This window comes from Micromonospora sp. SD19 (assembly GCF_054462275.1).
Map to the genome: position 1 here is coordinate 1,184,112 of NZ_JBTLMN010000001.1, position 22,330 is coordinate 1,206,441.

Annotated in this window: 21 protein-coding genes, 1 tRNA gene and 1 pseudogene; 15 read left to right on the forward strand and 8 right to left on the reverse strand. The window is 72.4% G+C overall.

From position 1 onward, the window contains the following. Nucleotides 1-20: 20 nt before the first annotated feature. From ACX27O_RS05515 to ACX27O_RS05540, 6 genes are all read left to right on the forward strand, one after another. A complete protein-coding gene (locus ACX27O_RS05515) occupies nucleotides 21-797 on the forward strand; it encodes a DUF4129 domain-containing protein (RefSeq protein WP_358127660.1) in 777 nt (258 codons plus the stop codon). Continuing rightward, nucleotides 794-1,378: a hypothetical protein gene (locus ACX27O_RS05520; protein ID WP_358127658.1), complete on the forward strand. Its 585-nt coding sequence runs from the start codon at nucleotides 794-796 to the stop codon at nucleotides 1,376-1,378. Before ACX27O_RS05515 ends, ACX27O_RS05520 begins: the two co-directional genes overlap by 4 nt. Next, nucleotides 1,378-2,385: an AAA family ATPase gene (locus ACX27O_RS05525; RefSeq protein ID WP_030328768.1), complete on the forward strand. Its 1,008-nt coding sequence runs from the start codon at nucleotides 1,378-1,380 to the stop codon at nucleotides 2,383-2,385. The genes ACX27O_RS05520 and ACX27O_RS05525 overlap by 1 nt, the downstream gene beginning before the upstream one ends. Then, nucleotides 2,385-3,827, forward strand: coding sequence for a DUF58 domain-containing protein (locus ACX27O_RS05530; protein ID WP_210866243.1), 1,443 nt, complete (start codon nucleotides 2,385-2,387; stop codon nucleotides 3,825-3,827). Before ACX27O_RS05525 ends, ACX27O_RS05530 begins: the two co-directional genes overlap by 1 nt. A 16-nt stretch (nucleotides 3,828-3,843) precedes the next feature. Continuing rightward, nucleotides 3,844-4,404, forward strand: coding sequence for a hypothetical protein (locus ACX27O_RS05535; protein ID WP_210858123.1), 561 nt, complete (start codon nucleotides 3,844-3,846; stop codon nucleotides 4,402-4,404). Nucleotides 4,405-4,506: 102 nt separating this feature from the next. Next, nucleotides 4,507-5,838, forward strand: coding sequence for an NAD(P)/FAD-dependent oxidoreductase (locus ACX27O_RS05540; RefSeq protein WP_030328762.1), 1,332 nt, complete (start codon nucleotides 4,507-4,509; stop codon nucleotides 5,836-5,838). A gap of 133 nt (nucleotides 5,839-5,971) precedes the next feature. Here ACX27O_RS05540 and ACX27O_RS05545 read toward each other — a convergent pair whose 3' ends face one another. Then, nucleotides 5,972-7,822, reverse strand: a complete 1,851-nt coding sequence (locus ACX27O_RS05545) for a hypothetical protein (protein ID WP_387217072.1) — start codon at nucleotides 7,820-7,822, stop codon at nucleotides 5,972-5,974. Between the two features lie 101 nt (nucleotides 7,823-7,923). Here ACX27O_RS05545 and ACX27O_RS05550 point away from each other — a divergent pair. The 4 genes from ACX27O_RS05550 to ACX27O_RS05565 all read left to right on the forward strand — a co-directional run bounded on the left by ACX27O_RS05550 (nucleotide 7,924) and on the right by ACX27O_RS05565 (nucleotide 10,207). Next, nucleotides 7,924-8,004, forward strand: a tRNA-Leu gene (locus ACX27O_RS05550). A gap of 107 nt (nucleotides 8,005-8,111) precedes the next feature. Next, a complete protein-coding gene (locus ACX27O_RS05555; RefSeq protein WP_030328756.1) occupies nucleotides 8,112-8,927 on the forward strand; it encodes a Bax inhibitor-1/YccA family protein in 816 nt (271 codons plus the stop codon). 154 nt (nucleotides 8,928-9,081) lie between these two features. Continuing rightward, entirely contained in the window at nucleotides 9,082-9,840 is a 759-nt protein-coding gene (locus tag ACX27O_RS05560) for a Bax inhibitor-1/YccA family protein (RefSeq protein ID WP_387217069.1), read from the forward strand. Between the two features lie 46 nt (nucleotides 9,841-9,886). Further along, a complete protein-coding gene (locus ACX27O_RS05565; protein ID WP_279515229.1) occupies nucleotides 9,887-10,207 on the forward strand; it encodes a hypothetical protein in 321 nt (106 codons plus the stop codon). A 7-nt stretch (nucleotides 10,208-10,214) separates the two neighbouring features. Here the strand turns inward: ACX27O_RS05565 and ACX27O_RS05570 are convergent, their stop codons facing one another. The 3 genes and pseudogenes from ACX27O_RS05570 to ACX27O_RS05580 all read right to left on the reverse strand — a co-directional run. Continuing rightward, a complete protein-coding gene (locus ACX27O_RS05570; RefSeq protein ID WP_030328749.1) occupies nucleotides 10,215-11,477 on the reverse strand; it encodes an acetyl-CoA C-acetyltransferase in 1,263 nt (420 codons plus the stop codon). A gap of 78 nt (nucleotides 11,478-11,555) precedes the next feature. Continuing rightward, nucleotides 11,556-12,368, reverse strand: coding sequence for an SGNH/GDSL hydrolase family protein (locus ACX27O_RS05575; RefSeq protein ID WP_210858126.1), 813 nt, complete (start codon nucleotides 12,366-12,368; stop codon nucleotides 11,556-11,558). Then, a pseudogene (locus tag ACX27O_RS05580) lies at nucleotides 12,354-13,417 on the reverse strand (SGNH/GDSL hydrolase family protein); the annotation flags it as partial. The gene ACX27O_RS05575 and the pseudogene ACX27O_RS05580, both read right to left, overlap by 15 nt. A gap of 150 nt (nucleotides 13,418-13,567) precedes the next feature. Here ACX27O_RS05580 and ACX27O_RS05585 point away from each other — a divergent pair. Next, nucleotides 13,568-13,924, forward strand: coding sequence for a YkvA family protein (locus ACX27O_RS05585; protein WP_030328742.1), 357 nt, complete (start codon nucleotides 13,568-13,570; stop codon nucleotides 13,922-13,924). A 72-nt stretch (nucleotides 13,925-13,996) separates the two neighbouring features. Beyond that, nucleotides 13,997-15,367, forward strand: coding sequence for a cystathionine beta-synthase (locus ACX27O_RS05590; RefSeq protein ID WP_030328739.1), 1,371 nt, complete (start codon nucleotides 13,997-13,999; stop codon nucleotides 15,365-15,367). A 184-nt stretch (nucleotides 15,368-15,551) separates the two neighbouring features. Here the strand turns inward: ACX27O_RS05590 and ACX27O_RS05595 are convergent, their stop codons facing one another. From ACX27O_RS05595 to ACX27O_RS05610, 4 genes are all read right to left on the reverse strand, one after another. Beyond that, nucleotides 15,552-16,061, reverse strand: a complete 510-nt coding sequence (locus ACX27O_RS05595; RefSeq protein ID WP_458939013.1) for a GNAT family N-acetyltransferase — start codon at nucleotides 16,059-16,061, stop codon at nucleotides 15,552-15,554. Continuing rightward, nucleotides 16,058-16,987 (reverse strand): ribonuclease Z, encoded by a 930-nt coding sequence (locus ACX27O_RS05600; RefSeq protein WP_458939014.1) that lies wholly within the window; start codon nucleotides 16,985-16,987, stop codon nucleotides 16,058-16,060. The genes ACX27O_RS05595 and ACX27O_RS05600 overlap by 4 nt, the downstream gene beginning before the upstream one ends. Nucleotides 16,988-17,312: 325 nt before the next feature. Further along, a complete protein-coding gene (gene msrA / locus ACX27O_RS05605; protein WP_030337942.1) occupies nucleotides 17,313-17,975 on the reverse strand; it encodes a peptide-methionine (S)-S-oxide reductase MsrA in 663 nt (220 codons plus the stop codon). Nucleotides 17,976-18,051: 76 nt separating this feature from the next. Then, nucleotides 18,052-18,474 (reverse strand): HIT family protein, encoded by a 423-nt coding sequence (locus ACX27O_RS05610; RefSeq protein WP_210862620.1) that lies wholly within the window; start codon nucleotides 18,472-18,474, stop codon nucleotides 18,052-18,054. Nucleotides 18,475-18,570: 96 nt separating this feature from the next. On the opposite strand from ACX27O_RS05610, the gene ACX27O_RS05615 reads away from it, so the two are divergent. The 3 genes from ACX27O_RS05615 to ACX27O_RS05625 all read left to right on the forward strand — a co-directional run bounded on the left by ACX27O_RS05615 (nucleotide 18,571) and on the right by ACX27O_RS05625 (nucleotide 22,153). Further along, nucleotides 18,571-19,713, forward strand: coding sequence for a cystathionine gamma-synthase (locus ACX27O_RS05615; protein WP_210862618.1), 1,143 nt, complete (start codon nucleotides 18,571-18,573; stop codon nucleotides 19,711-19,713). Between the two features lie 13 nt (nucleotides 19,714-19,726). Then, nucleotides 19,727-21,136, forward strand: a complete 1,410-nt coding sequence (locus ACX27O_RS05620; RefSeq protein WP_458939015.1) for an amidase — start codon at nucleotides 19,727-19,729, stop codon at nucleotides 21,134-21,136. 144 nt (nucleotides 21,137-21,280) lie between these two features. Then, on the forward strand, nucleotides 21,281-22,153 hold the full coding sequence (locus ACX27O_RS05625; protein WP_458939016.1) for a DUF4328 domain-containing protein: 873 nt from the start codon (nucleotides 21,281-21,283) through the stop codon (nucleotides 22,151-22,153). Nucleotides 22,154-22,330 lie beyond the last annotated feature (177 nt).

The window sequence follows — 22,330 nt, forward strand, 5'->3', positions numbered from 1 at the left end:
CGACGCGTGGGGTGGTGGCGATGACACACGGAACCCGCCCGCCCGCGCCGTCGGCCGAGCCGGCGCTGCGTCCGGTGCTCGGCCTGCTCCGCCGGTGGTGGCCGGTCGGCGCGGTCGCCGTCCTGCTCGCCGGTGCCGCGCTGGCGTCCGCCCACTCGTCGATCGGGGCCAGTCGGATCCCGCCGGCCGCGGACAACGTTCCCTGGGTTCCGGAGTACCCGACCGTCGAGCCGTCACCGTCCATCCCGATCGAGCCACGCGACGCGGGCGAGGCCACCCAGGCGCACATTCCGGAGTGGGTCGGCAAGGTGGCCGTGGCCCTGCTCGGGCTGGCCATCCTGGCCGCGCTCGGCTACCTCTGCTGGGTCCTGGTCCGGGGCGCGCTGCGCCGCACCACCCGGGCGCTACCGGCGCAGCGGGGCCGTCGGACCGCCGAGGGCACCGCCCGCGAGGTCGTCGCCGCCCTCGACGCCGGCCTGGTGGAACTCGACGACCGGGACACCGACCCCCGGGTGGCGGTGATCGCCTGCTGGGTGCGGCTGGAGGAGACCGCCGCCGCGGCCGGTGTGCCGAGGCTCGCCGGGGACACCCCCACCGACCTGGTCAGCCGGCTGTTGCAGGGCGACCCGGAGGCGGGCGTGCCGGCCATCGCCAGCACCGACGTGCTGGCGGAGTTCGCGCACGTCTACCGGGAGGCCCGGTACGCCACCCACCCGGTCGACGAACGCACCCGGGACCAGGCCCGCGCCGCACTTCGCCGGCTGCGCGGAGAACTCACCGCGGTGGTGACCCCATGAGCAGCACCAGCATCGACGATCTGCTCGCCTTCGAGGAGGAGGCGGCGCCGACCGGTCCGGGGGCGCGCGACTCCCGCTGGCGTCCGATGCTGCGTTCCCTCGCCTGGGCCGCCGCGCTGGTCGCGGTCCTGCTCGTCGGCCTCCGCGCGGTGGGCCTTCAGGTCTCGCTGCCGGTACTGATCGCCGGGGTGCTCGCCGTGTTGGCGGTGCGCCGGGTCACCGCACTGCTCGCGCCGCCGCCCCCGCCGCCGGGCGGTGCTCGGGTCGGCGCCGGCGAGGAGGACGGCAGCTACAACTGGGGTGCCCGGGACGCGCTGCGCAGCGCGATCAACAGGTGGGAGTGGCCGCTGGACTGGTCCTCGACCCGACCCGAACGGTTCACCGGGACGGTCCTGCCCCGGATCGGTGAACTGGCCGACGAGCGGATGCGGCTGAAACACGGCGTGACCCGTGAGTCGGATCCCGCCCGCGCTCGCGCCCTGCTGGGTGAGCGCCTGTGGACGTTCCTGGAGACCCCGCCTCGCCGCACCCCGTCGCCGCGCGACCTCGCGGTGATCGTCGCCGAACTGGAGAGTATTTGATGAACGACGTGGACCGGAGCATTGCCCCCGCCGAGGTCGGGCACCTGGCCCGGGCGGTCCTGGATGCGGTCGGCACCGTCGTGGTCGGCAAACGGGACGCGTTGGAGTTGGTCCTCGCCGGCATCCTCGCCGGCGGGCACGTGCTCCTGGAGGACCTCCCGGGGCTCGGTAAGACGCTCACCGCCCGATCGTTCGCCCAGGCGCTCGGGTTGGACTTCCGTCGGTTGCAGTTCACCCCCGACCTGCTCCCCGCCGATGTCACCGGCTCCTTCCTCTACGACCAGCGCAACGGCGACTTCAGCTTCCGGGCCGGCCCGGTCTTCACCAACCTGCTCCTCGCCGACGAGATCAACCGGACGCCGCCGAAGACCCAGTCCGCGCTGCTGGAGGCGATGCAGGAGAAGCAGGTGTCGGTGGAGGGGGTGACCTACAAGCTCGACGAGCCGTTCCACGTGCTGGCCACCGCCAACCCCATCGAGTACGAGGGCACCTACCCGCTGCCCGAGGCGCAGCTGGACCGGTTCCTGCTGCGGGTCTCGTTCGGGTACCCGCAGCACGAAGAGGAGTGGGAGGTGCTGCGCCGCCGGATGGGCCGTCGCCGGGAGGAGGCGGACATCAAGCCGGTGGTCGACGCGGCGACGCTGCGGGCCATGCAGGCCGCCCTGGAGGACGTGGTGGTGGAGGACTCCATCGGCCGCTACATCGTGTCGCTCACCGCGGCCACCCGGGAGCACCCGTCGGTGCTGGTCGGCGCCTCACCTCGTGGTTCGCTGGCGTTGCTGTTGCTGGCCCGGGTCCGCGCGGTGTTCGGCGGCCGGGACTACGTGGTGCCGGAGGACGTCAAGTCGGTGGCCGCGCCCGCCCTGGCACACCGGATCACCCTGCGCCCGGAGATGTGGTTGCGCCGGGTCGACCCGGCGTTCGTGGTGGGCGAGGTGCTGGAGGCGACTCCCGCCCCGGCCAGTGGCGCGCTGCCCAGCTACGCCGCCGGCGGGCCCCGGCACTGATGACCGGACCGACAGTGCCGAGGGCCACCGAAGCGGAACCGGCCGCCGGTTGGGCGCCCACCCCGGCGCTCGGCCGCGCGGTGCTGCTCGCCGGCCTGCTGCTGGTGGCCGGCGTGCTGCTGGGCAGGGTGGACCTGATCGTGCTGGCCGCTCCGTTCGCGCTGGGCACCGCGTACGCGTTGCGTCGACGGCCCACGGCGCTGCCCCAGGTCTGGATCACCCAGGGTGACGGCGGGCCGCTTGTCGAGGGCGGTGACGTGGCGGCGGCGGTGAGCGTCGGCAACCCGGACACTGTCGACTACGACCTGGTGGTGATGCGGTCCCGGGTGTCGCCGTGGCTGCGGATCGACAGGGCCGGCTTCGCCAGCGACGAGGCCGCCGGCGACGGGGCACAGAGTGCCGTCGCGGCGACCGGGGTGACCGCTCCGGGTAACAACGGGGGCCGTTCCGTCGCCGACCGACCGTTCGTGACCTCGGTGCCGATCGGTGCCGCTGTCGACCTTGAGTTGGCCGGCAAGGCCCTGCGCTGGGGCCGGCACCCGATTGGCCCCGCCGGTGCCCGGGTCGCCACGGCGGGCGGTCTGCTGGTCTCCCGGGCGGTGATCACCGAGCCGGTCCGGGTGCGGGTGTACCCGCGTACCGAGCCGTTCGAGGCGGTGGAGGCGATGCCCCGCGCAGCCGGCCTGGTCGGGGCGCACCACTCCCGCCGACCCGGAGAGGGCGGCGAGCTGGCCGGCGTACGCGTCTTCGCCCCCGGTGACCGGCTGCGCCGCATCGACTGGCGGGTCTCGTTGCGGGCCCGGCAACTGCACGTGGCCGCCACCCTCTCCGACCGGGACGCGGAGGTGGTGGTGCTGCTCGACGTGCTCGCCGAGGCGGGCCGCTCCGGTGGGGTGGACGGTGCCGCCTCGGTGCTGGACACCACCGTCCGGGCCACCGCCGCGATCGCCGAGCACTACCTGCACCGTGGCGACCGGGTGTCCCTGCTGGAGTACGGGCCGGCCGCCCGTCGGCTCCGGCCGGCCGCCGGGCGGCGGCAGTACCTCACCGTCCTGGAGTGGCTGCTCGACGTCCGGGTGCACGCGTCCGCGCACGAACCGTACGACCAGGTCTTCGGCCCGCAGTTGCTCTCCTCGGACGCGTTGGTGGTGGTGCTCACCCCGCTGCTGGACGAACGGTCGGCGCAGATGCTCGCCCGGTTGGCTCGCGGCGGGCGGTTCGTGGTGGCCGTCGACACGTTGCCGACGGACCTGGCGTCACCGAAGGACCGGGGCTGGGCCGAGGTGGCGTACCGGCTGTGGAGGCTGGACCGGGAGATCATGATCGGGCAGCTCCGCGAGCACGGCGTACCGGTGGTGCGCTGGGCGGGCGCCGGCAGCCTGGACCAGGTGCTGCGGGACGTGGCGCGGTTGGCGACGGCCCCCAGGGTGGGTGGCCGGTGAACGAAAGGTCAGTGCGGTGAACCCGGTCGTGGAGCGGGCTCGGGCCACGCGGAACGCCGTCGCCCGGATCAGCGTCGCCCCGCTGCTGGTGCGGGCGGCGATCTTCGTCATCGTGCTTGCCGGGTTCGCCCTGGCGTTTCCGGCGGAGGTGCTTTCCGGCCGGCCGATCCTCTTCCTGGCGTTCGCCGCCCTGTTGCCCGCGTTCGGGCCGCGGCGGCTGTGGGCGACCTTCACGGCGTTGGTCACTGTCGGGGGTTGGCTGCTCGCCACCGACGGGTACGGCCGTCCGGTCGCGCTCTGGCGGCTGCTGGCCGTCGCGGCCCTGCTCTACCTGGGCCACACCCTCTGCGCGCTGGCCGCGCTGTTGCCCTACGACGCGGTGGTCGACCCGGAGTTGATCAGCCGTTGGTTGGTGCGCTCGGCCGCCGTGCTGTTGGGTGCCGCCGTGTTGGGCGTGCTGCTGTTGCAGGCGGCGGGGACGGGTGGGGGAGCCGGATACCAGTGGGTCACCGTGCTGGGGTTGCTGGTGGCGGTGGGGACGGCGGCGTTGCTCGGTTGGCTCCTGCGGCGTCGGTGACCGCTGTGACCTGAGGGTTACGCAGGTCACATGGGTTGTGCTCCGTCACAGATGGGGGGCGCGAGCGGGATTACCTGAGCCGGCCGGGGAAAGATAGACAACGTGAATCCGAAGCGGATCCTTGTGGTTGGTGCCGGGCACGTCGGTCTGTACGCCGCCCTGCGCCTGTCGAAGAAGCTCAGCTCCCGTGAGGCTGAGGTCATGGTGGTGGACCCCCAACCCCACATGACCTATCAGCCGTTCCTGCCCGAGGCGGCGGCGGGCAACATCTCCCCGCGGCACTCCGTGGTGCCACTGCGGCGGGAGTTGCGCCGGTGCAAGATGGTGGCCGGCACGGTCACGCGGATCGAGCACGACCGCAAGGTGGCCACCGTGCAGCCGATCAGCGGCCCGGCCCGGGAGATCACCTACGACCACGTGATCGTGGCCCCGGGTTCGGTCTCCCGCACCCTGCCGATCCCGGGCCTGCACGAGCAGGGCATCGGGTTCAAGACCATCGGCGAGGCGATCTACCTGCGCAACCACGTGCTGGATCGGCTCGATGTGGCGGCTGCCACGCCGGATCCGGACGTCCGCCGCTCCGCGCTGACCTTCACCTTCGTCGGTGGTGGGTACGCCGGCATCGAGGCGCTCGCCGAGATGGAGGACATGGCTCGCGACGCCCTGCGCTACTACCCGGAGCTCAAGCAGGACGAGGTTCGGTGGGTGCTGGTCGAGGCGACCCAGCGGGTGCTGCCCGAGGTCGACCGGGACATGGGTGCCTACACCGTGCAGCAACTGCTGAAGCGGAACATGGACATCCGGCTGGACACCCGGCTCGAGTCCTGCGTCGACGGGGTGGTCAAGCTCTCCGACGGTGACAGCTTCCGCTCCGACACGATCGTCTGGACGGCCGGTGTGAAGCCGTCGCCGATGCTTGACGCGACCGACTTCCCGCGCGACGACCGTCGGCGGATCACCTGCCTGCCCACCCTTCAGGTGGTCGACGGTGACCAGGTGGTCGAGGGTGCCTGGAGCGCCGGTGACTGCGCCGCCGTTCCGGACCTCACCAAGGAGCCGGGCAACTTCTGCTCGCCGAGCGCCCAGCACGCGGTGCGTCAGGCCGCCCGGATGGCCGACAACATCGTGGCAGTGGTCCGGGGCCGTGAGCCGGTGAACTACAAGCACAAGCACGTCGGCAGCGTGGCGAGCCTCGGCCTGCACAAGGGCGTGGCCCAGGTGTACGGGATCAAGATGACCGGTTGGCCGGCCTGGGTGATGCACCGGACGTACCACATGAGCCGGATCCCGTCGTTCAACCGCAAGATCCGCGTGGTGGTGGACTGGTCGTTGGCGTTCTTCCTCAAGCGTGAGGTGGTCGCACTGGGTCAGTTGCACGACCCGCGCGAGGAGTTCGTCGAGGCATCCCAGCCCGTCGGTGCGCCCCGCGTCTGACCAGAACCCAAAAACCCAGACCCACCAACCCCGTCGATCTTGCACCTTCGGATGCCGTGATGCGCCTTTTGGCCCGTCTTGTCCGAGCAGAAAGTGCAAGATCGGCGGGGTTTTTGGGTCCCGCGAGGCGGGCTCAGACCCGCCAGGTCCAGGCGTCGGCGATGCGGGTGGGCGGGCCGTAGAGCTGTTCCAGGGTTGCCCGCAGGCTCTCCGCGTGCGGAGCGTCGTCGGTCAGCGCCACGCAGGAGGCACCCCAGAAGTCCGCGTCGCGGGCGGCCTGGCGGCGCTGCTCATCGCCGATGGCCGGTTGGTCGCCGCGCCGGGCGACATCGGCGAGCAGTGCGGAGGTGGGCTGTTTGAAGGTGCCCATCGCCGCGGTGCCGCGCCTTCCGTACGGGCCGATGAAGAAGCCTTCCGGCAGCCCGAAACCGGCGTCGGCGGCGGTCGCCCAGCGCATCGGCCAGGGCTCCTTCGGCGTCGGCAACGGCACCGGGACCAGCACCCCGCCCGGTGGTACGCACTGCCGCCAGTGGCCGCCGCTGATGAATGTCGGCACGGCTGGTCGTCCGGCGGTGGGCAGCGGGGTCGGGAAGAGCGGCAGCAGCGCCACCCCGACGGCCAGTGGTACCAGCCGTCGTGCCCGACCGGAGCTGCCCAGGGCCCGGTCGACAGCGAGCACCAGCAGCGTCGCGACGATCGGCAGCAACGCCAGCGCGAACCGCATCGGCAACGCCCCGTCCACCACCGGCAGCCCGGCGATCACTGCGTACGGACCGGGGACCGCCGTCCTGGTGCCGCCGAACACCACCTCGGGGCCGAGCGAGAGCGACCCCATCACCAGGCCCGCCACGACGCAGGCGAAGACCAGCCGGCGTCGCCCGGCCCAGATCGCGCAGGCCGCGGCGACCAGCAGCAGTGGCCAGCCGAGGAACGTGTTGTACTCGGCGGGGCCGGTGGTCAGCCGGGCGGACTCGGCGCTGCCGGCCACCGACAGTGGGGAGAGGGTCCACCAGCTGCTCAGGTCGGCGGAGAAGTAGGCCGGGGTGAACATCCCGTCGGCGACTCCCTGCGGCCCGGCGAACTGGAACCACAGCGGATAGCCCAGCACCAGCAGGGCGAGCCCGGCGGTGATCGCCAACCCTGCGGCGAACCCGGGGAGCGCCCGGCGGGCCAGGTCCCGGTCCACCACGGCATAGCTGATCGACATCACCAGCAGCGTGATCGCGGCGAGGAAGAGCACCTCCTCGCCGATGAAGACCTGCGCGGTGACCGCGCCGGCCAGCCCCGCCGCCGAGGTGAACAACCGTCGACGGTCCGGCCCGGTGGTGCCGGTCCCGTCGGGTGTCCCGGGCCCCGGGTCGGCCGCCCTCAGCAGCCGGACCACCAGCCAGACGATCACCGGCACCAGCCACTGGGCGGTCATGTGCAGGTGACTGTTGGTCTGCGAGACCATGCCGGGTCCGAAGCCGCACAGCCCGCCGCCGAGTGCGGCGGCCAACCGGCGGGCGCGCAGCGTCCGATGGAACAGCAGGTACCAGGCGAGGGCGGTGCCGGCGAGGTTGGCGGCGGCGATCAGCGCGAAGGTGACCGGTGCGCCCAGCAGCAGGGTGACCGGCGCGAAGACGACGCCCAGCGCGATCACCGTGGTGTTGGCCATCAGGTTGACCCCGTCGGGGGCGTTGAGCCGGTCGGTGAGCAGGTCGAAGTCGCCGAGCAGCGCGCGGGCGTCCACCGCCAGGAACCACTCGTAGAGGGTCTGGTCCTCCGGGTTGAGCGCCAGGGTGCGGGCTCCCGGGTCGGGCCACAGCCCGTGGGTGAGCCAACCGGCCAGCACCGCGAAGATCAGAGCGGCCAGCAGATCCGCCCGGTGACGCCGGACGGCGGCCAGCAGCCGGGTGGCCCGGGGCCGGCGGTTGACCTGATCGGCGAGGCGGAATGCCTGCTCAGGCGCGGCGTCGGGGGCCATGGGGGCTGCGCTGCTCACGGCATCGACCCTAATGTGGCCAGGCCGGCGGGGTACGCCGGGTCGCCGCAGACCGGCTACGGTGACATTGCACCAGGCGTGTCGGCGCGCCGGTGTCACTCGCCCGGGTGGTGGAACGGCAGACACGGCCGCCTTAAAAGCGGCTGCCGAAAGGCGTGCGGGTTCGACCCCCGCCCCGGGCACCGGTCGACCTCACCCATTCTCATTCGTGATCTCCAAGACGTGACTGCGCCGTTTACTCTTGGAGGGCACGTTCACGTGCACACGACCCCCTGAGGGAGGCCAGACAGTGAAGACCTCGAACCCGGTGCTCGCCCGGCTCGGCCAGGCGGCCGAGCGGGAGCGCTCCGCCGGGTACGCCCCGGCCGGGCCGTACGGACAGCCCGGCATTCCCCAGCAGTACCCGTCCCAGGCCGGTTACCCGGCCGCGCCGCCGACCGTGGCGCCGATGACCGTCGACGACGTGGTCGTCAAGACGGTCGCTCTGCTCGGCATCCTCGGCATCACCGCCGCGGCCGCCTGGGTGCTCGTGCCCGACGCGTTGGTCGGTACCGCCTGGATCGGCGCGGCGGTGGTCGGCCTGGTCCTCGGCTTGATCATCTCGTTCTCCCGGATGGCCAACCCGGCGCTCGTGATCGCGTACGCGGTCGTCGAGGGTGTCTTCGTCGGCATGGTCAGCAAGGCGTTCGAGACGGCCTACGACGGCATCGTGCTCCAGGCCGCCGCCGCCAGCTTCGGCATCTTCTTCCTGATGGCGATGCTCTACCGGGCGAAGGTCATCCGGGCCACCCCGGCCTTCGTCAAGGGCATGATCGCCGTGATGGTCGGTCTCTTCGCCGTCATGATGATCAACCTGGTGCTGGCGCTGTTCGGCGTCAACACGGGCCTGCGTGACGGCAGCCCGCTGGCCATCGGCTTCAGCCTGGTCTGCATCGTGGTCGCCTCGCTGAGCTTCGTGCTCAGCTTCAAGGAGATCGAGGACGGCGTCCGGATGGGCCTGCCCCAGCGCTACTCCTGGACGGCCGCGTTCGGCATCCTGGTCAGCCTGGTCTGGCTCTACATCGAGATCCTGCGCCTGCTGAGCTACTTCCAGGGCGACGACTGACCTCGTCCGCACTGCGACCGGCGCCCGCCTCCAACGTCGTTGGGGGCGGGCGCCGTCGTCCGCGCCGTTTCCCCGCCGCCGCCGGCCCGCCCGGGGCAGAGTGACTGCGAGGCTTTGACACAAGCCCTGGGGTACGCGGGCGGAGGAGGCGACGGTGCGCAGCAACAACCCGGTGCTCAACCGGCTGGACGAGGCCGGCCGGGTGGAGGCCCGGGTGCTCGGTTCCCGTGACGTCGAGCCGATGACCGTCGACGACGTGGTGGTCCGTACCGTCGGGTTGCTGCTGGTGACCGGCGTCGCCGCGGCGGTGTCCTGGGCGGTGATTCCCGACGCCGTGTGGCTGGGTGCCGCGTTGGCCGGCAGCGCGCTCGCCTCGATCGCGCTGGTCCTGGTCATCTCGTTGCGGGGAATCACCAACCCGGTGCCGATCGTCGGCTACGCCATCCTGCAGGGCCTGCTGCTGGGGGTAGCGAGCCGCACCTTCGAGCAGGTCTATCCGGGCATCGTGGTGCAGGCGGTGGCCGGCACCTTCGGCGTCTTCCTCGGCATGGCGGCGCTGTACCGGGCCCGGGTGATCCGGGCGACGCCCCGGCTGGCCCGCCTGGTGATCGGCACCCTGCTCGGCATCGCCGTGCTCAGCGTGGTCAACCTGGTGTCGTACCTGATCAGCGGGCGACCGGGCCTGGCGGGTTACAGCGTCAGCGGGGAGGTCGGCTGGGTGCCGTACGCGATCTCGGTGGTGGCCATCATCGCCGGGGCGTTCAGTTTCATCCTCGACTTCGATCTCGTCGAGCGTTCGGTGCGCGACGGTCGAGCCCGCCGGTGCGCGTGGCTGAGCGCGTTCGGCCTGCTCACCGGGTTGGTCTTCCTCTACTGGCAGCTGCTGCGGCTGCTCAGTTACCTGCGTCGCTGACCGGCCCGACCCGGCGCGGTCGGTGCCGGCCGTAGACTCGGCGGCGATGAGCGCAGCGGAGTTGGACAAGGCCGTGCGGTTGCTGGTCGGTCAGATCGCGCACTGGCAGCAGCCGCGGTGGGCGGCGGCCGCGACCGCCGGCAACGTGTCCCGCGCCGACCTCGTGCACCGCCTGGTGCAGGAGGTCGCCAACCTGGCGGCCGACGCCGAGGGGCAGCCCCGGCGGGTGGTGCCCCGGCTCGACAACGACCTGGCCCTGCCCGACCAGCTGCGGGTGGTCACGGCGGACCTGTTGGCCGCCGACCCGGGGGCCGAGGCGCTGACCCGGGCCGCCGCCGAGGTGACGGCGACCCGCGGCGCGCTCTGAGGGCGACTCAGCTGAGCCGTTCGAGCACCATGGCCATCCCCTGGCCGCCGCCCACGCACATGGTCTCCAGACCGATGGTCTTGTCGTGCCACTCCAGCGCGTTGAGCAGGGTGCCGGTGATCCGCGCGCCGGTCATGCCGAACGGGTGGCCGACAGCGATGGCCCCACCCATCACGTTCAGCTTCTCCTCGGGGATGCCCAGCTGGCGGTAGGAGGGGATGACCTGCGCGGCGAACGCCTCGTTGATCTCGACGAGGTCGACGTCGTCGATCGTCATACCGGCCCGGCGCAGCGCCTGCCGGGACGCCTCGACCGGCCCGAGGCCCATGATCTCCGGCGACAGGGCGGTCACACCGGTCGAGACGATCCGGGCCAGCGGGGTGATCCCGAGCTCCTCGGCCCGCTGGGCACTCATCACCACCACCGCCGCCGCACCGTCGTTGAGCGGGCAGCAGTTGCCGGCGGTGATCCGTCCGTCCGGGCGGAACACCGGCTTCAGACCGGCGACCGCGTCGAGGGTGACGCCGGCCCGGGGCCCGTCGTCGGTGCTCACCACAGTGCCGTCCGGCGCGGTGACCGGGGTGATCTCCCGGGCCCAGAAGCCGTCGGCGATGGCCTTCTCGGCGAGGTTCTGGCTGCGTACGCCGAACTCGTCCATGTCGGCGCGGGTGACGTCGTACACCTGAGCCAGGTTCTCCGCGGTCTGCCCCATGGTGAGGTAGATGTCGGGCAGCTCACCGGCCTCGCGCGGGTCGGTCCACACCTCGGCGCCGCCCTGCGCGCGGCGCTTCGAGCGCTCGCCGGCCGCCGCGAAGCGCGGGTTTTCCCAGCCGCCGCCGACCAGCGCCTGCGCCTCGGGCGGCAGCCCGTCGGAACTGCCCCGGGCGTAGCGGGAGACCATCTCCACGCCGGCGGAGACGAACACGTCGCCCTCGCCGGCCCGGATCGCGTGCATCGCCATCCGGGTGGTCTGCAACGAGGAGGCGCAGTAGCGGGTCAGCGTGGCGCCGGGGACAGTGTCCAGGCCGAGGAGGGTGGACACCACCCGGGCCATGTTGAAGCCCTGTTCGCCGCCGGGCAGGCCGCACCCGAGGTAGAGGTCGTCGATCGTGGTCGGATCGAGCGCGGGGATCTTGTCCAGCGCGGCTCGGACGATGGTCGCGGCGAGGTCGTCGGAGCGGACATCGCGCAGGGAACCCTTGTGCGCCCGGCCGATGGGGGAGCGGGCGGTGGCGACGATGACGGCGTCGCGGGACGACTCAATCGGCATGGACCAACGTTAACCCGCCGGTAACATGCGCGGAAGAAGCCGGCACAGCGGGAAATGTCACCAGCGGCCGGCGACGATCTAGCGCCGGGTGGTGGCCGCCGCCGCGGCGACGATGGCGGGCAGCAGCGCGTGCGCCCACACCCGGTAACCATCGGCGGAGGGGTGGAAACGGTCCGGGCAGAGCGTCCCCGCATCGGCCCGGAACACCGGCCCGGTCTCGGTGCCCAGGTCGACCACCGAGCCGCCCGCCTGCAACACGGCGCTGGTCTGCGCGCGGGCCACCCGACGCCCGGACCAGCCGACCACCTGGCGCAGCGGGGGAGCGATCGCACGCACCGCGCCGAGGTCGGGGCAGGTGCCCACGACCACCTCGACGCGCGCCTCACGCAGCCGGTGCACCGCCGCACCGAGGTAGGCCGCCGCGTCGGCGGGCCGGCGCAGCCCGGTGGCGTCGTTCGCGCCGATCAGGATCAACGCCACGTCGGGCCGCTCACCGAGCAGGGCCCGGGCCACCTGGGTGGCGAGGTCGGTCGAGCGGGACCCGGACACGCCGACGCTGGACAGGTGCACCCGGCGGCCGGTCGGGCCCTCGGCGAGCAGGTTGGCCAACTGCCCGCCGATGGTGTCCTCCAGCCGGTCCACACCGACACCGAGTGCCGACGAGTCACCCAGCAGCACCAGTCGCAGCGGAGGAGCGCCCGCCCGGCCGATCGTGGCGCGCAGGGCCAGGCCCAGCTCCGGTTGGGCGTAGCGTCGGTGCCGGGCGACGAACGCCTCACCGGCGAGGACGGCGGCGCCTCCGACAGTGCCGGCGAGCAGCGAGAACGCCGCCGCCCGACCCAGCCGGCCGGCGAGGCCGGAGGTCACGCTCCGCGCGCTGCGCTCGTTCATGCCAGTCCCTCCACTGTCGAGGTGTCCGAGGCGGACCCGTGCTGCGGCACCGCACCGACACCGAAGAACGCCCGTCGGCGCAGCTGCGCCCACCGGCCGGCCGGCCCTCGGTCGCGGCCCCGCACCTGGACGCCGCTGACCTCCGTGCCGGCGTGTCGAGCCGCCTCCTGCGCGGCCTCCGGCAGCGACCGTACGCCGTCGCCGCGCATCGGTGTGGCCCGTCGTTCCGGGGTCGCGCCGAGGGCGGAGAGCATCGTCGGCAGGAGCGCGGCGGCAGCCATCGCGTACCCCTCGGCGGAGGGATGGAACCGGTCCCAGGCGAACATCCGGGTCGGCTCGGCCGCGAACCGGGGGCCGAGCAGGTCACCGAGGGAGACCGTCCAGCCGCCCGCCTCGACCACTGCCACCGTCTGGGCGGCGGCGAGCTGGCGGCTCCAGCGGTGCGCCAGCCAGCGCAGCGGTGGCTGGATCGGGCGGATCGCGCCCAGGTCGGGGCAGGTGCCGACGACCACCTCGCACCCGGCGTCACGCAGGGTGTGCACCGCCTCGACCAGGTAGCGCACCGCGAGGCCGCGCGGGGTGCGGTTGGTGATGTCGTTGCCGCCGATGAGGATCACCGCGATGTCGGGCCGGCACTCCAGCGCCGCCTCCACCTGGTGGCGTAGCGCCGCCGAGATGGCGCCGACCACCGCGAAGCGGTGCAGCTGAACCGGCCGGTGCAGTCGACGGGACAGGCCCGTGGCGAGCAGCGCCCCAGGCGTCTCCCGGCGGCGGTGCACGCCGTAGCCGGCCGCCGACGAGTCACCGAGCACCACCATGGTGAGCGCCGGGCCGGGGAACTTCGCGCCGTACATCCCATCGCAGCGGGGTGGCGGCGCCTCGGCCATCGGGATGGTCCGTCGAGCCTGCCGGGCCTGGCCGACCAGCACCCCGCCGGTCGCCACCGCGGCCGCCGCGGTGGCGCCTGTCCCGATGGCTGCCAGCCGGACGAACCGCCGGGCCTGCCGCCAGCGATCACTACCGGGTACGACGGAATCTGCCACCCCCATACCGCGACATTATCGCGCTGGTCCGACACCCCGCTGTCGTCGTGACGGCACCCGGGTGCCTGGAACCCGACGCGACGGGGTATCTGAATGGGAGAGGCCGGCCGACTTGCGCCGACCCGCCACGCTGATCCGGCGGAGAGGAGCGCGACGATGGGTAAGACACTGAAGCGCAGCGCGGCGTTCACGGCCCTGGCGCGGGCCCTGGCGGCGGGGGCGCGCAACGGGCCGTCGATCGGCACCCGGTTGGCCGCGTTGCCCCGGATGATCCGGGCCACCGCCAAGGGGGAGTACGACGGCGGCCTTCGGCTGGCCCTGATGACCGCGGCGACGGCGTACATCGTCTCGCCGATCGACCTGCTCCCGGAGATCCCGTTGGCGATCTTCGGGCTGGCCGACGACGCGGTCATGGTCACCTGGCTGGCCGGCAGCGTGCTCGCCGAAACCGATCGCTTCCTGGAGTGGGAGGCCCGTCGCAGCTCGGTCATCCCCGGGGGGTTGGTGCCCTGACGACACGTACGCTGGGCGGCGAGGAACCGTCTTCCCGGTCGCCACCGTCGGCACCGCAACGAAGGGCACACCGTGCAGTACTACGACAACGTCGTCGACATGATCGGAAACACCCCGCTGGTGCGTCTGCGTAACGTCACCGAGGGCATCCAGGCCACCGTGCTGGCCAAGGTGGAGTACGTCAACCCGGGTGGTTCGGTGAAGGACCGGATCGCGCTGCGGATGGTGGAGGACGCCGAGGCTGCCGGTCTGCTCAAGCCCGGCGGCACCATCGTCGAGCCGACCAGCGGCAACACCGGTGTCGGGTTGGCCCTGGTGGCCCAGCTCAAGGGCTACCGGTGCGTGTTCGTCTGCCCCGACAAGGTCAGCCAGGACAAGCAGGACGTGCTCCGGGCGTACGGCGCCGAGGTGGTGGTCTGCCCGACCGCCGTCGCGCCGGAGGACCCGCGCTCGTACTACAACGTCTCGGACCGGCTGACCCGGGAGATCCCCGGCGCCTGGAAGCCCAACCAGTACAGCAACCCGGCCAACCCTCGGTCGCACTACGAGACGACCGGCCCGGAACTGTGGAAGCAGACCGACGGCGAGCTCACCCACTTCGTGGCAGGCGTCGGCACCGGAGGCACCATCTCCGGCATCGGCCGCTACCTGAAGGAGGCCTCCGAGGGTCGGGTGCGCGTCGTCGGGGCCGACCCGGAGGGCTCGGTCTACTCGGGCGGCACCGGCCGGCCGTACCTGGTGGAGGGCGTCGGCGAGGACTTCTGGCCGGAGACGTACGACCGGGGCGTCGCCGACGAGATCGTGGAGGTCTCCGACAAGGCGTCGTTCGAGATGACCCGGCGACTGGCCCGCGAGGAGGGGCTGCTGGTCGGCGGTTCCTGCGGGATGGCGGTGGTCGCCGCGCTGGACGTCGCCCGCCGGGCCGGCCCGGACGACGTGGTGGTGGTGCTGCTGCCCGACGGCGGCCGAGGCTACCTCTCCAAGATCTTCAACGACTCGTGGATGGCCCGGTACGGCTTCCTCGACAACTCCGGCGCCGAGCCGACGGTGGCCGACGCGCTGGCCAGCAAGCCGGGCGGGCTGCCTGAGCTGGTGCACGTGCACCCGACCGAGACGGTCCGCGACGCGATCGACTACATGCGCGAGTACGGCGTCTCGCAGCTGCCGGTGCTCAAGGCCGAGCCGCCCGTGGTGACCGGTGAGGTCGCCGGCTCGATCGCCGAGCGGGACCTGCTCGACGCGCTGTTCACCGGTCAGGCTCACCTGCACGACACCATCGAGCGGCACATGGGCGACCCACTGCCGATGATCGGTGGGGGTCAGCCGGTGAGCGAGGCGGTCGGCATGCTGGAGAAGTCCGACGCGGCGCTGGTCCTGGTCGACGGCAAGCCCAAGGGTGTCCTGACCCGCCAGGACCTGCTGTCCCACCTCGGAGCCCACTAACCCCAACCCCAACCCCAACCCCAGCCCCGCGCCCCCGCGCCCCCGCCCTCCTGTCCCGCCGATCTTGCGTTTTCGGTCGACCATAAGCGGCTTGTGCCCCGAATTGCGGCGACAGAAAGTGCAAGATCGGCGGGGGCGGGGGCGGGGGCGGGGCGGGGCGGGGCGGGGGCGGGGTGGGGGGAGTTCAGAGGGGGCGGGTGTAGCGGAGTTGCGGGGTGAGGGCTGTGCCGATGTGCTCGACGCGCTCCGCGCCGGTCGGGGTCCAGCCGCCGCGCTCGTAGAAGGCTCGGGCATGGGCGTTCTCCCGGAGCACCCAGAGCACGGCACGCCGCCAGCCCTGCGCCCGCATGGCGTCCAGGGCGTCCACCATCAGGGTGCGACCGACGCCCCGGCCCTGCTCGCGCGGGTCGAGGTGGATCGCGTTGAGTAGCCCGGTGGTGGGGTCGTCCTCGTCGTCCGGGCCCAGGTGGCTGAACCCGACCAAGGCCCCGGCCCGCTCGGCCACTGTCATCCGGTGGGTGTCCCGCTCCCACAGCCACCGCTCGACCCAGTAGCGGCCCATCGCCTCCGGTGTCGGGTCGGCCAGCGCCTCGGCCGGCAGGAAGGCGGAGTACGCGGCGACCCGGGAGCGTTGGTGCAGGGCCCCCACCGCCATCAGATCGCCTTCGGTCGCGGAGCGGAGCGTGATGGTCACCCGGCCGAGGTTACCCGGCGCGGCGGAAGCTGCACCGTGGTCAGATCCTCGGCGACGATCAGCTCACCGTCGAAGTGCGCGCGTGCCTCGTCGTGGAACCGGCGCGGGTCGCTGTAGCGCTGGGAGAAGTGGGTGAGCACGAGTCGGCGTACCCCGGACTCGGTCGCCACCCGGGCGGCCTGCGCCGCGGTCAGGTGGCCGACCTCGGCGGCCAACGCGGCCTCCGACTCCAGAAATGTCGACTCGATGATCAGCAGGTCGGCGTGCTCGGCGAGGGCGTAGACCCCGTCGCAGAGGCCGGTGTCCATCACGAACGCGAACCGCTGCCCCGGTCGGGGCACGCTCACCTCGGCCCGGGTGACGCGGCGTCCGTCGAGGTCGAGGTGCCCGACGCGGATCAGCTCGCCGACGGCCGGGCCGACGATGCCGTACGCGGCCAGTTTCTCCGGCAGCATCCGGTGCCCGTCCGGCTCGACCAGCCGATAGCCGTACGTCTCGATGGGGTGCCGGAGCCGGCGGGCCTCCAGCGTGCCGCAGCGCAGGGCGATGCGCTGCCCGTCCGCCTCGATGGGCTCGACCCGCAGCTCGGCGGTCTCGTAGAAGGAGGTGGCGTGCCGCAGCCGGGCGAAGTATTCGGCGCCGCCAGCCGGAAAGTGCACGGCTACCGGGTGCGACACCCGGTCCAGGGAGAGCCGTTGGATGGTGCCGGGCAGGCCCAGGCAGTGGTCGCCGTGGAAGTGCGTGACGCAGATCCGGGTCAGGTCGGTGGCGGTGACAGTGGTGTGCAGGAGTTGGCGCTGGCTGCCCTCGCCCGGGTCGAAGAGGATCACCTCGTCGTCCCAGCGCAGCACGTACCCGTTGTGGCTGCGCTGACGGGTCGGTGCCTGGCTGGCCGTCCCCAGGACCACCAACTCGCGCATGGACATGGCCACTCCTGCGGATATGGAGCGACCCCCGGGGCGCTCCGCGCTGTCGCACGGGCCGGCTGGACTGGGCCGGCGCCCCGGGGGTCGGGTGGCTGCCTGGAATTCGCCGCACCGCTGCCACACGGTCTCGACGATGGTGCTGGTGCCCGCCTCGCGGCGGGCCGATCACTGTCGAGGACAGCGGCTAGCTGACAGCCACCTCACGAGTCCGATTGCTATACAAGTCTGGACCACCTCCTTTCACGTGTACGGCCACGTTATCGAGTTCTCGTCGGGCTCGGCAACGGATTTCGATCACAGGGCCGAACGGGAATGCCCGCGCCGGTCAGCCGTCGACACGGGCCACGCCGACCGGGCAGCTCAGGCCGTTCGGGCCGTGGTTGCAGTACCCGTTCGGGTTCTTGGTCGGCGCCAGGTACTGCTGGTGGTAGTCCTCGGCGAAGTAGTAGCTGCCGAGCGGGGCGATCTCGGTGGTGATCTCACCCTTGCCGGCGCGCGTCACGATCGGCTGGAACGCGTCCCGGGACGACTCGGCGATGGCCCGCTGCTGGTCGGTGGTCGTGTAGATCGCCGAGCGGTACTGGGTGCCGACGTCGTTGCCCTGGCGCATGCCCTGGGTCGGGTCGTGGTTCTCCCAGAAGACCTTCAGCAGATCCTCATAGTTGATCTTGCTGGGGTCGTACACGACCTGGACGACCTCGGCGTGCCCGGTCCGGCCGGAGCAGGTCTCCTCGTACGTCGGGTTCTTGGTGATGCCACCCGCGTAGCCGGCAGAGGTGGTGTAGACACCGGGCAGCGTCCAGAACAGCCGCTCGGCGCCCCAGAAGCAACCCATGCCGAAGACCGCTACCTGAAGGCCCTCCGGGAACGGGCCCTTCAACGGGGTGCCCAGCACCTCGTGGCGGTCAGCGACCGGCATGGCGATCGGGCGGCCCGGCAGGGCCTGGTCGGGCGTCACCATTTCGGCCTTCATGCGGCGCAGAAACACGGTGGGGATCTCCTCTCGTACCACTCGCGGCGTGCAACACCAGAGGGTCCTGCTTCCTTACCCGCGTGACGGTGACTCAGGCCCCGGCCGGGAACGCCGCCGCTACCCGGTCCGCGTAGCTCTGGGCCTCGCTGTCGTCGCCGTACCGGGTGCGCGGCCAGAAGAAGCCCCGCAAACCGTCGCCCTTGGTTCGCGGCACCACGTGGGTGTGCAGGTGGGGCACCGATTGGGACACCTTGTTGTTCATCGCCACGAACGTCCCACCGGCGCCCAGGGCGGTCTCCACCGCCACCGCCAGCCGCTGGACCAGGGCGAAGTAGCCGGGCAGCAGGTCGGCCGGCAACTCCGCCAGCGTCACCAGGTGCGCCCGGGGCACCACCAGCACGTGCCCCTTGAACACCGGCCGGGTGTCCAGGAACGCCACCCCGTCCGGGGTGTCGGCCACCCGGAACGCCGGCACCTCGCCCGCCACGATCCCGCAGAACACGCAGCCGCTCATCGGGCCAGGTTATGCCGACGCCGTTGGCGGCCCGGCCCCGCCTCGGAGCGCGGGTTCCGTTCCAGCCCTCTCCGACGGGGCACTAGCCTCACCAGAATGAGTCACGGCTTCGAGACGCTCGCCATTCACGCCGGCCAGGACCCTGAGGCCCGCACCGGCGCGGTGATCCCACCGATCTACCAGACCAGCACGTACGCCCAGGACGCCGTCGGCGCACCCCGCCTCGGCTACGAGTACAGCCGGTCCGGCAACCCGACCCGGGACGCGCTCCAGGAGTGCCTGGCGGCGCTGGAGGGCGGGCCGGTGGGGCTCGCCTTCGCCAGCGGCCTGGCGGCGGAGGACACCCTGCTGCGGGCGGTGTGCCAGCCCGGTGACCACGTGGTGATCCCGGACGACGCGTACGGCGGCACGTACCGGCTCTTCGCCCGGGTCGCCCAGCGCTGGGGCCTGGAGTTCAGCCCGGCCAAGGTCTCCGACCCGGCCGCGATCCGGGCGGCCGTGCAGCCCGGTCGCACGAAGATCGTCTGGGTGGAGACGCCGACCAACCCGCTGCTCGGCATCGCCGACATCGCCGCACTGGCCGCCGTGGCACACGACGCGGGCGCCCTGCTGGTGGTGGACAACACCTTCGCCTCGCCGTACCTCCAGCAGCCGATCGCCTTCGGCGCGGACGTGGTGGTGCACTCCACCACCAAGTACATCGGCGGGCACTCCGACGTGGTCGGTGGCGCGCTGGTCGTCGCCGACGCCGGTCTCGGTGAGGAGCTGCGCTACCACCAGAACGCGATGGGCGCGATCAACGGCCCGTTCGACGCCTGGCTCACCCTGCGGGGCATCAAGACCCTCGGGGTACGCATGGACCGGCACTGCGACAACGCCGAGCGGCTCGCCGGGTACCTCGACGGGCACGCCAAGGTGGCCCAGGTGATCTATCCGGGGCTGCCCTCGCACCCCGGTCACGAGGTGGCCGTCAAGCAGATGCGCCGGTTCGGCGGCATGATCTCGTTCCGCGCCGCCGGTGGTGAGGAGCACGCCGTGGACATCTGCAACCGGGCCAAGCTCTTCGTGCTCGCCGAATCGCTGGGCGGCGTGGAATCCCTGATCGAGCACCCGGGCCGGATGACACACGCAAGTGCTGCCGGCTCGCCGCTTGAAGTTCCCGGCGATCTCGTGCGACTGTCTGTCGGCATCGAGACGGTCGACGACCTACTCGCCGATCTGGAGCAGGCGCTGGGCTGACCGCTGGGGAAGGATGGCCGTGCAGGACATCATGGCGACCTGGGTCGGAGCGACCGCCAAGCAGATCGCCCGGGGCGTACGCCGAGGTGACGTCTCGGCGACCCAGGTCGTCGCCGACCACCTCGAGTACATCTCCCGAGCCGACCGTGAGCTGGCCGCGTTCCGCGCCGTTCGCGGCGGTGAGGCGATCACCGAGGCGGAGAAGGTCGACGAGCAGGAGGACCTGGCGAACCTGCCGCTGGCCGGGGTTCCGGTGGCGGTCAAGGAGAACACCCCGGTCGCCGGCCTGCCCACCTGGAACGGGTCGGCCGCCGCCCGCACCGACGTCGCGGAGGCCGACCACGAGGTGGTGCGTCGACTGCGCGGCGCCGGCGCGGTGATCCTCGGCGTGACCCGGATGCCCGAACTGGGGCTGTGGGCGCTCACCGACGACGACAGCGCGGTGACCCGTAACCCGTGGGACAGCACGCGTACCCCCGGTGGGTCCTCGGGTGGCTCGGCCGCCGCGGTCGCCGCCGGGCTGGTGCCGATCGCGCACGCCAACGACGGTCTCGGCTCGATCCGGATTCCCGCGGCCTGCTGCGGGCTTGTCGGGCTCAAGCCCGGTCGGGGCGTGGTCCCCTGCCAGCTCGGTGCCGACGACTGGTTCGGTCTCACCGAGCACGGCATGCTGACCAGCACGGTCGCCGACGCGGCGGTCGGCTTCTCGGTGCTCGCCGGCCGACGCCCCGAGAAGCTCGTCCCGCCGCAGCGGCTGCGGGTGGGGGTCTCGTTGCGTTCCCCGGTGCGCGGTGTCGCGGCGGACGCGCCGAACCGGGACGCGGTCGCCGCCGCCGGTCGGCTCCTCGCCACCGCCGGGCACGACACGGTGCCGGCGGATCCGGTCTACCCCACCGCGCTCGGCCTTCAGGGCATCGCCACCTGGCTCGCCGCGGCCGCCACCGACGTCCGGGCGTCCGGCCTGGACCGGCGCGGTCTGCAACGGCGTACCCGGCGGCACGTCGCGCTGGGCGAGTGGGCGCAGCGCCGCGGCTACGTGCGGGAGGCGGACCGGGCCGCGTGGCGGCAACGGTCGGTCGACTTCTTCACCGACCACTCGGTCGACCTGCTGCTCACCCCGGCGCTGGCCAGCGCGCCACCGGAGGCGGCCCGCTGGTCGGAGCGGTCCTGGCGGGCGAACATGTCGGCCAACATCCGGTACGCCCCGTACGCCGCGCCCTGGAACATCGCCGGCCTGCCGGCGGTCGTCGTGCCGGTCGGCCGCCGCCCGGACGGCCTGCCGGTCGCCGTGCAGCTGGTCGGTCCGCCCGGCTCGGAGCTGCTGCTGCTCGGTGTGGCCGGCCAGTTCGAGATGGCCGCCCCGTGGACACGCCACGCACCCGGCTACCCCCGGGTCGGAACGGGGTCGCCGACCTCCGCATGATCGTCTACGGTGTGCGCGCATCATCACGCGTGCACACCGGGGGAACTCATGCGCTGCCAGACCTGCGGGGACGCCATCTCCCCCGAGCACGACGAATGCCAACGGTGCTACACGCCGGTCGGCCAGGCCGCGATCACTCCCGGCTTGCCGACGTACCGCGTGCGTGGCATCGGTCTGGCGGCCCGCATCGCGGTCGGCGCGACCGCCGTGCTCTACCTCGTGGTGGCGCTCTCCCCGCTGGTCGGGATGGCCCTCGCTCGGCAGGCCAAGGTCGACAACGACCCTGAGCTGCTGGTCGCCGCGTTGATCATGCAGGTGGTGTCGTCGCTGCCCATGGTGGTCGCGTACCTCACCGCCGCCGTGCTGGTGATCATCTGGATGTGGCGGGCACGCAAGAACACCGACGCCTTCCCGGGCGCGCTGCCGACGCTCGGGGCCGGATGGGCGATCGCCGGTTGGCTGGTGCCGTTCGCGAACCTGGTGGTGCCGGCCCGGGTGATGGCGGCCGTGGCGCGCGACAGCCTCTGGCGGCGGTTCACCCCGACCCTGGTGGCCGTCTGGTGGAGTTCCTGGCTGGTGTTCAGCCTCGGCGAGCGACTGGTCAGCCGCCTCGACGACGGTGCCTACAACAAGCTGCCGGAGACCCCCACCACCGACGGCGGCTACCAGCAGTACGTCGACTACTACCGGGACTCACTGCTGCGCAACATCGTGCCCTCGGTGGCGTGCGTGGTCGCCGCGGTGACGCTGTACCTGCTGATCCAGCGGATCTCCGCCGCGCAGGAGGCCCGCATCGCCCGCGCGCTGCCGGTGTGGCAGACCGCCGGGGTCTGGCCGGGCGCGGTGCTGCCGGAGATGCCGCCCGCGCCGTTGGTCCCGCCGGTCCCGGCGGCCGTCCCGGTCCCGCCGGCCGTCCCGGTCCCGGCGGGTGACGCGGTCCCGCCGGCCGCTCCGGCCCCGTCGACCGCTCCGGGCGCTCCGGCCGTTCCTGGGCTGGAGGGGTCACCTCGGGCATGATCCACTCGGGTTCGCTGATGTCGCGGTGTCGCAGCGAGGCTGACACCGCGACATCAGGACCGTCGAGTGGATCAACCGGGTGCGCGGCGGACTGACGTGGCGATCGAGCCAGCCGGTCCGTCCTGTCGACACCGGTGTCGCCGCCGAGGGCCGCGGCGGCGGGTGGCACGATCGGGG

Excerpts from the sequence above, each read along its gene's own strand:
- ACX27O_RS05515 (WP_358127660.1), top strand. The coding sequence starts at position 21 with ATGACACACGGAACCCGCCCGCCCGCGCCGTCGGCCGAGCCGGCGCTG.
- ACX27O_RS05520 (WP_358127658.1), top strand. The coding sequence starts at position 794 with ATGAGCAGCACCAGCATCGACGATCTGCTCGCCTTCGAGGAGGAGGCG.
- ACX27O_RS05525 (WP_030328768.1), top strand. The coding sequence starts at position 1,378 with ATGAACGACGTGGACCGGAGCATTGCCCCCGCCGAGGTCGGGCACCTG.
- ACX27O_RS05530 (WP_210866243.1), top strand. The coding sequence starts at position 2,385 with ATGACCGGACCGACAGTGCCGAGGGCCACCGAAGCGGAACCGGCCGCC.
- ACX27O_RS05565 (WP_279515229.1), top strand. The coding sequence starts at position 9,887 with ATGAGCGCAGCGGAGTTGGACAAGGCCGTGCGGTTGCTGGTCGGTCAG.
- ACX27O_RS05570 (WP_030328749.1), bottom strand. The coding sequence starts at position 11,477 with ATGCCGATTGAGTCGTCCCGCGACGCCGTCATCGTCGCCACCGCCCGC.
- ACX27O_RS05575 (WP_210858126.1), bottom strand. The coding sequence starts at position 12,368 with ATGAACGAGCGCAGCGCGCGGAGCGTGACCTCCGGCCTCGCCGGCCGG.
- ACX27O_RS05585 (WP_030328742.1), top strand. The coding sequence starts at position 13,568 with ATGGGTAAGACACTGAAGCGCAGCGCGGCGTTCACGGCCCTGGCGCGG.
- ACX27O_RS05600 (WP_458939014.1), bottom strand. The coding sequence starts at position 16,987 with ATGTCCATGCGCGAGTTGGTGGTCCTGGGGACGGCCAGCCAGGCACCG.
- ACX27O_RS05610 (WP_210862620.1), bottom strand. The coding sequence starts at position 18,474 with ATGAGCGGCTGCGTGTTCTGCGGGATCGTGGCGGGCGAGGTGCCGGCG.
- ACX27O_RS05615 (WP_210862618.1), top strand. The coding sequence starts at position 18,571 with ATGAGTCACGGCTTCGAGACGCTCGCCATTCACGCCGGCCAGGACCCT.
- ACX27O_RS05620 (WP_458939015.1), top strand. The coding sequence starts at position 19,727 with ATGGCCGTGCAGGACATCATGGCGACCTGGGTCGGAGCGACCGCCAAG.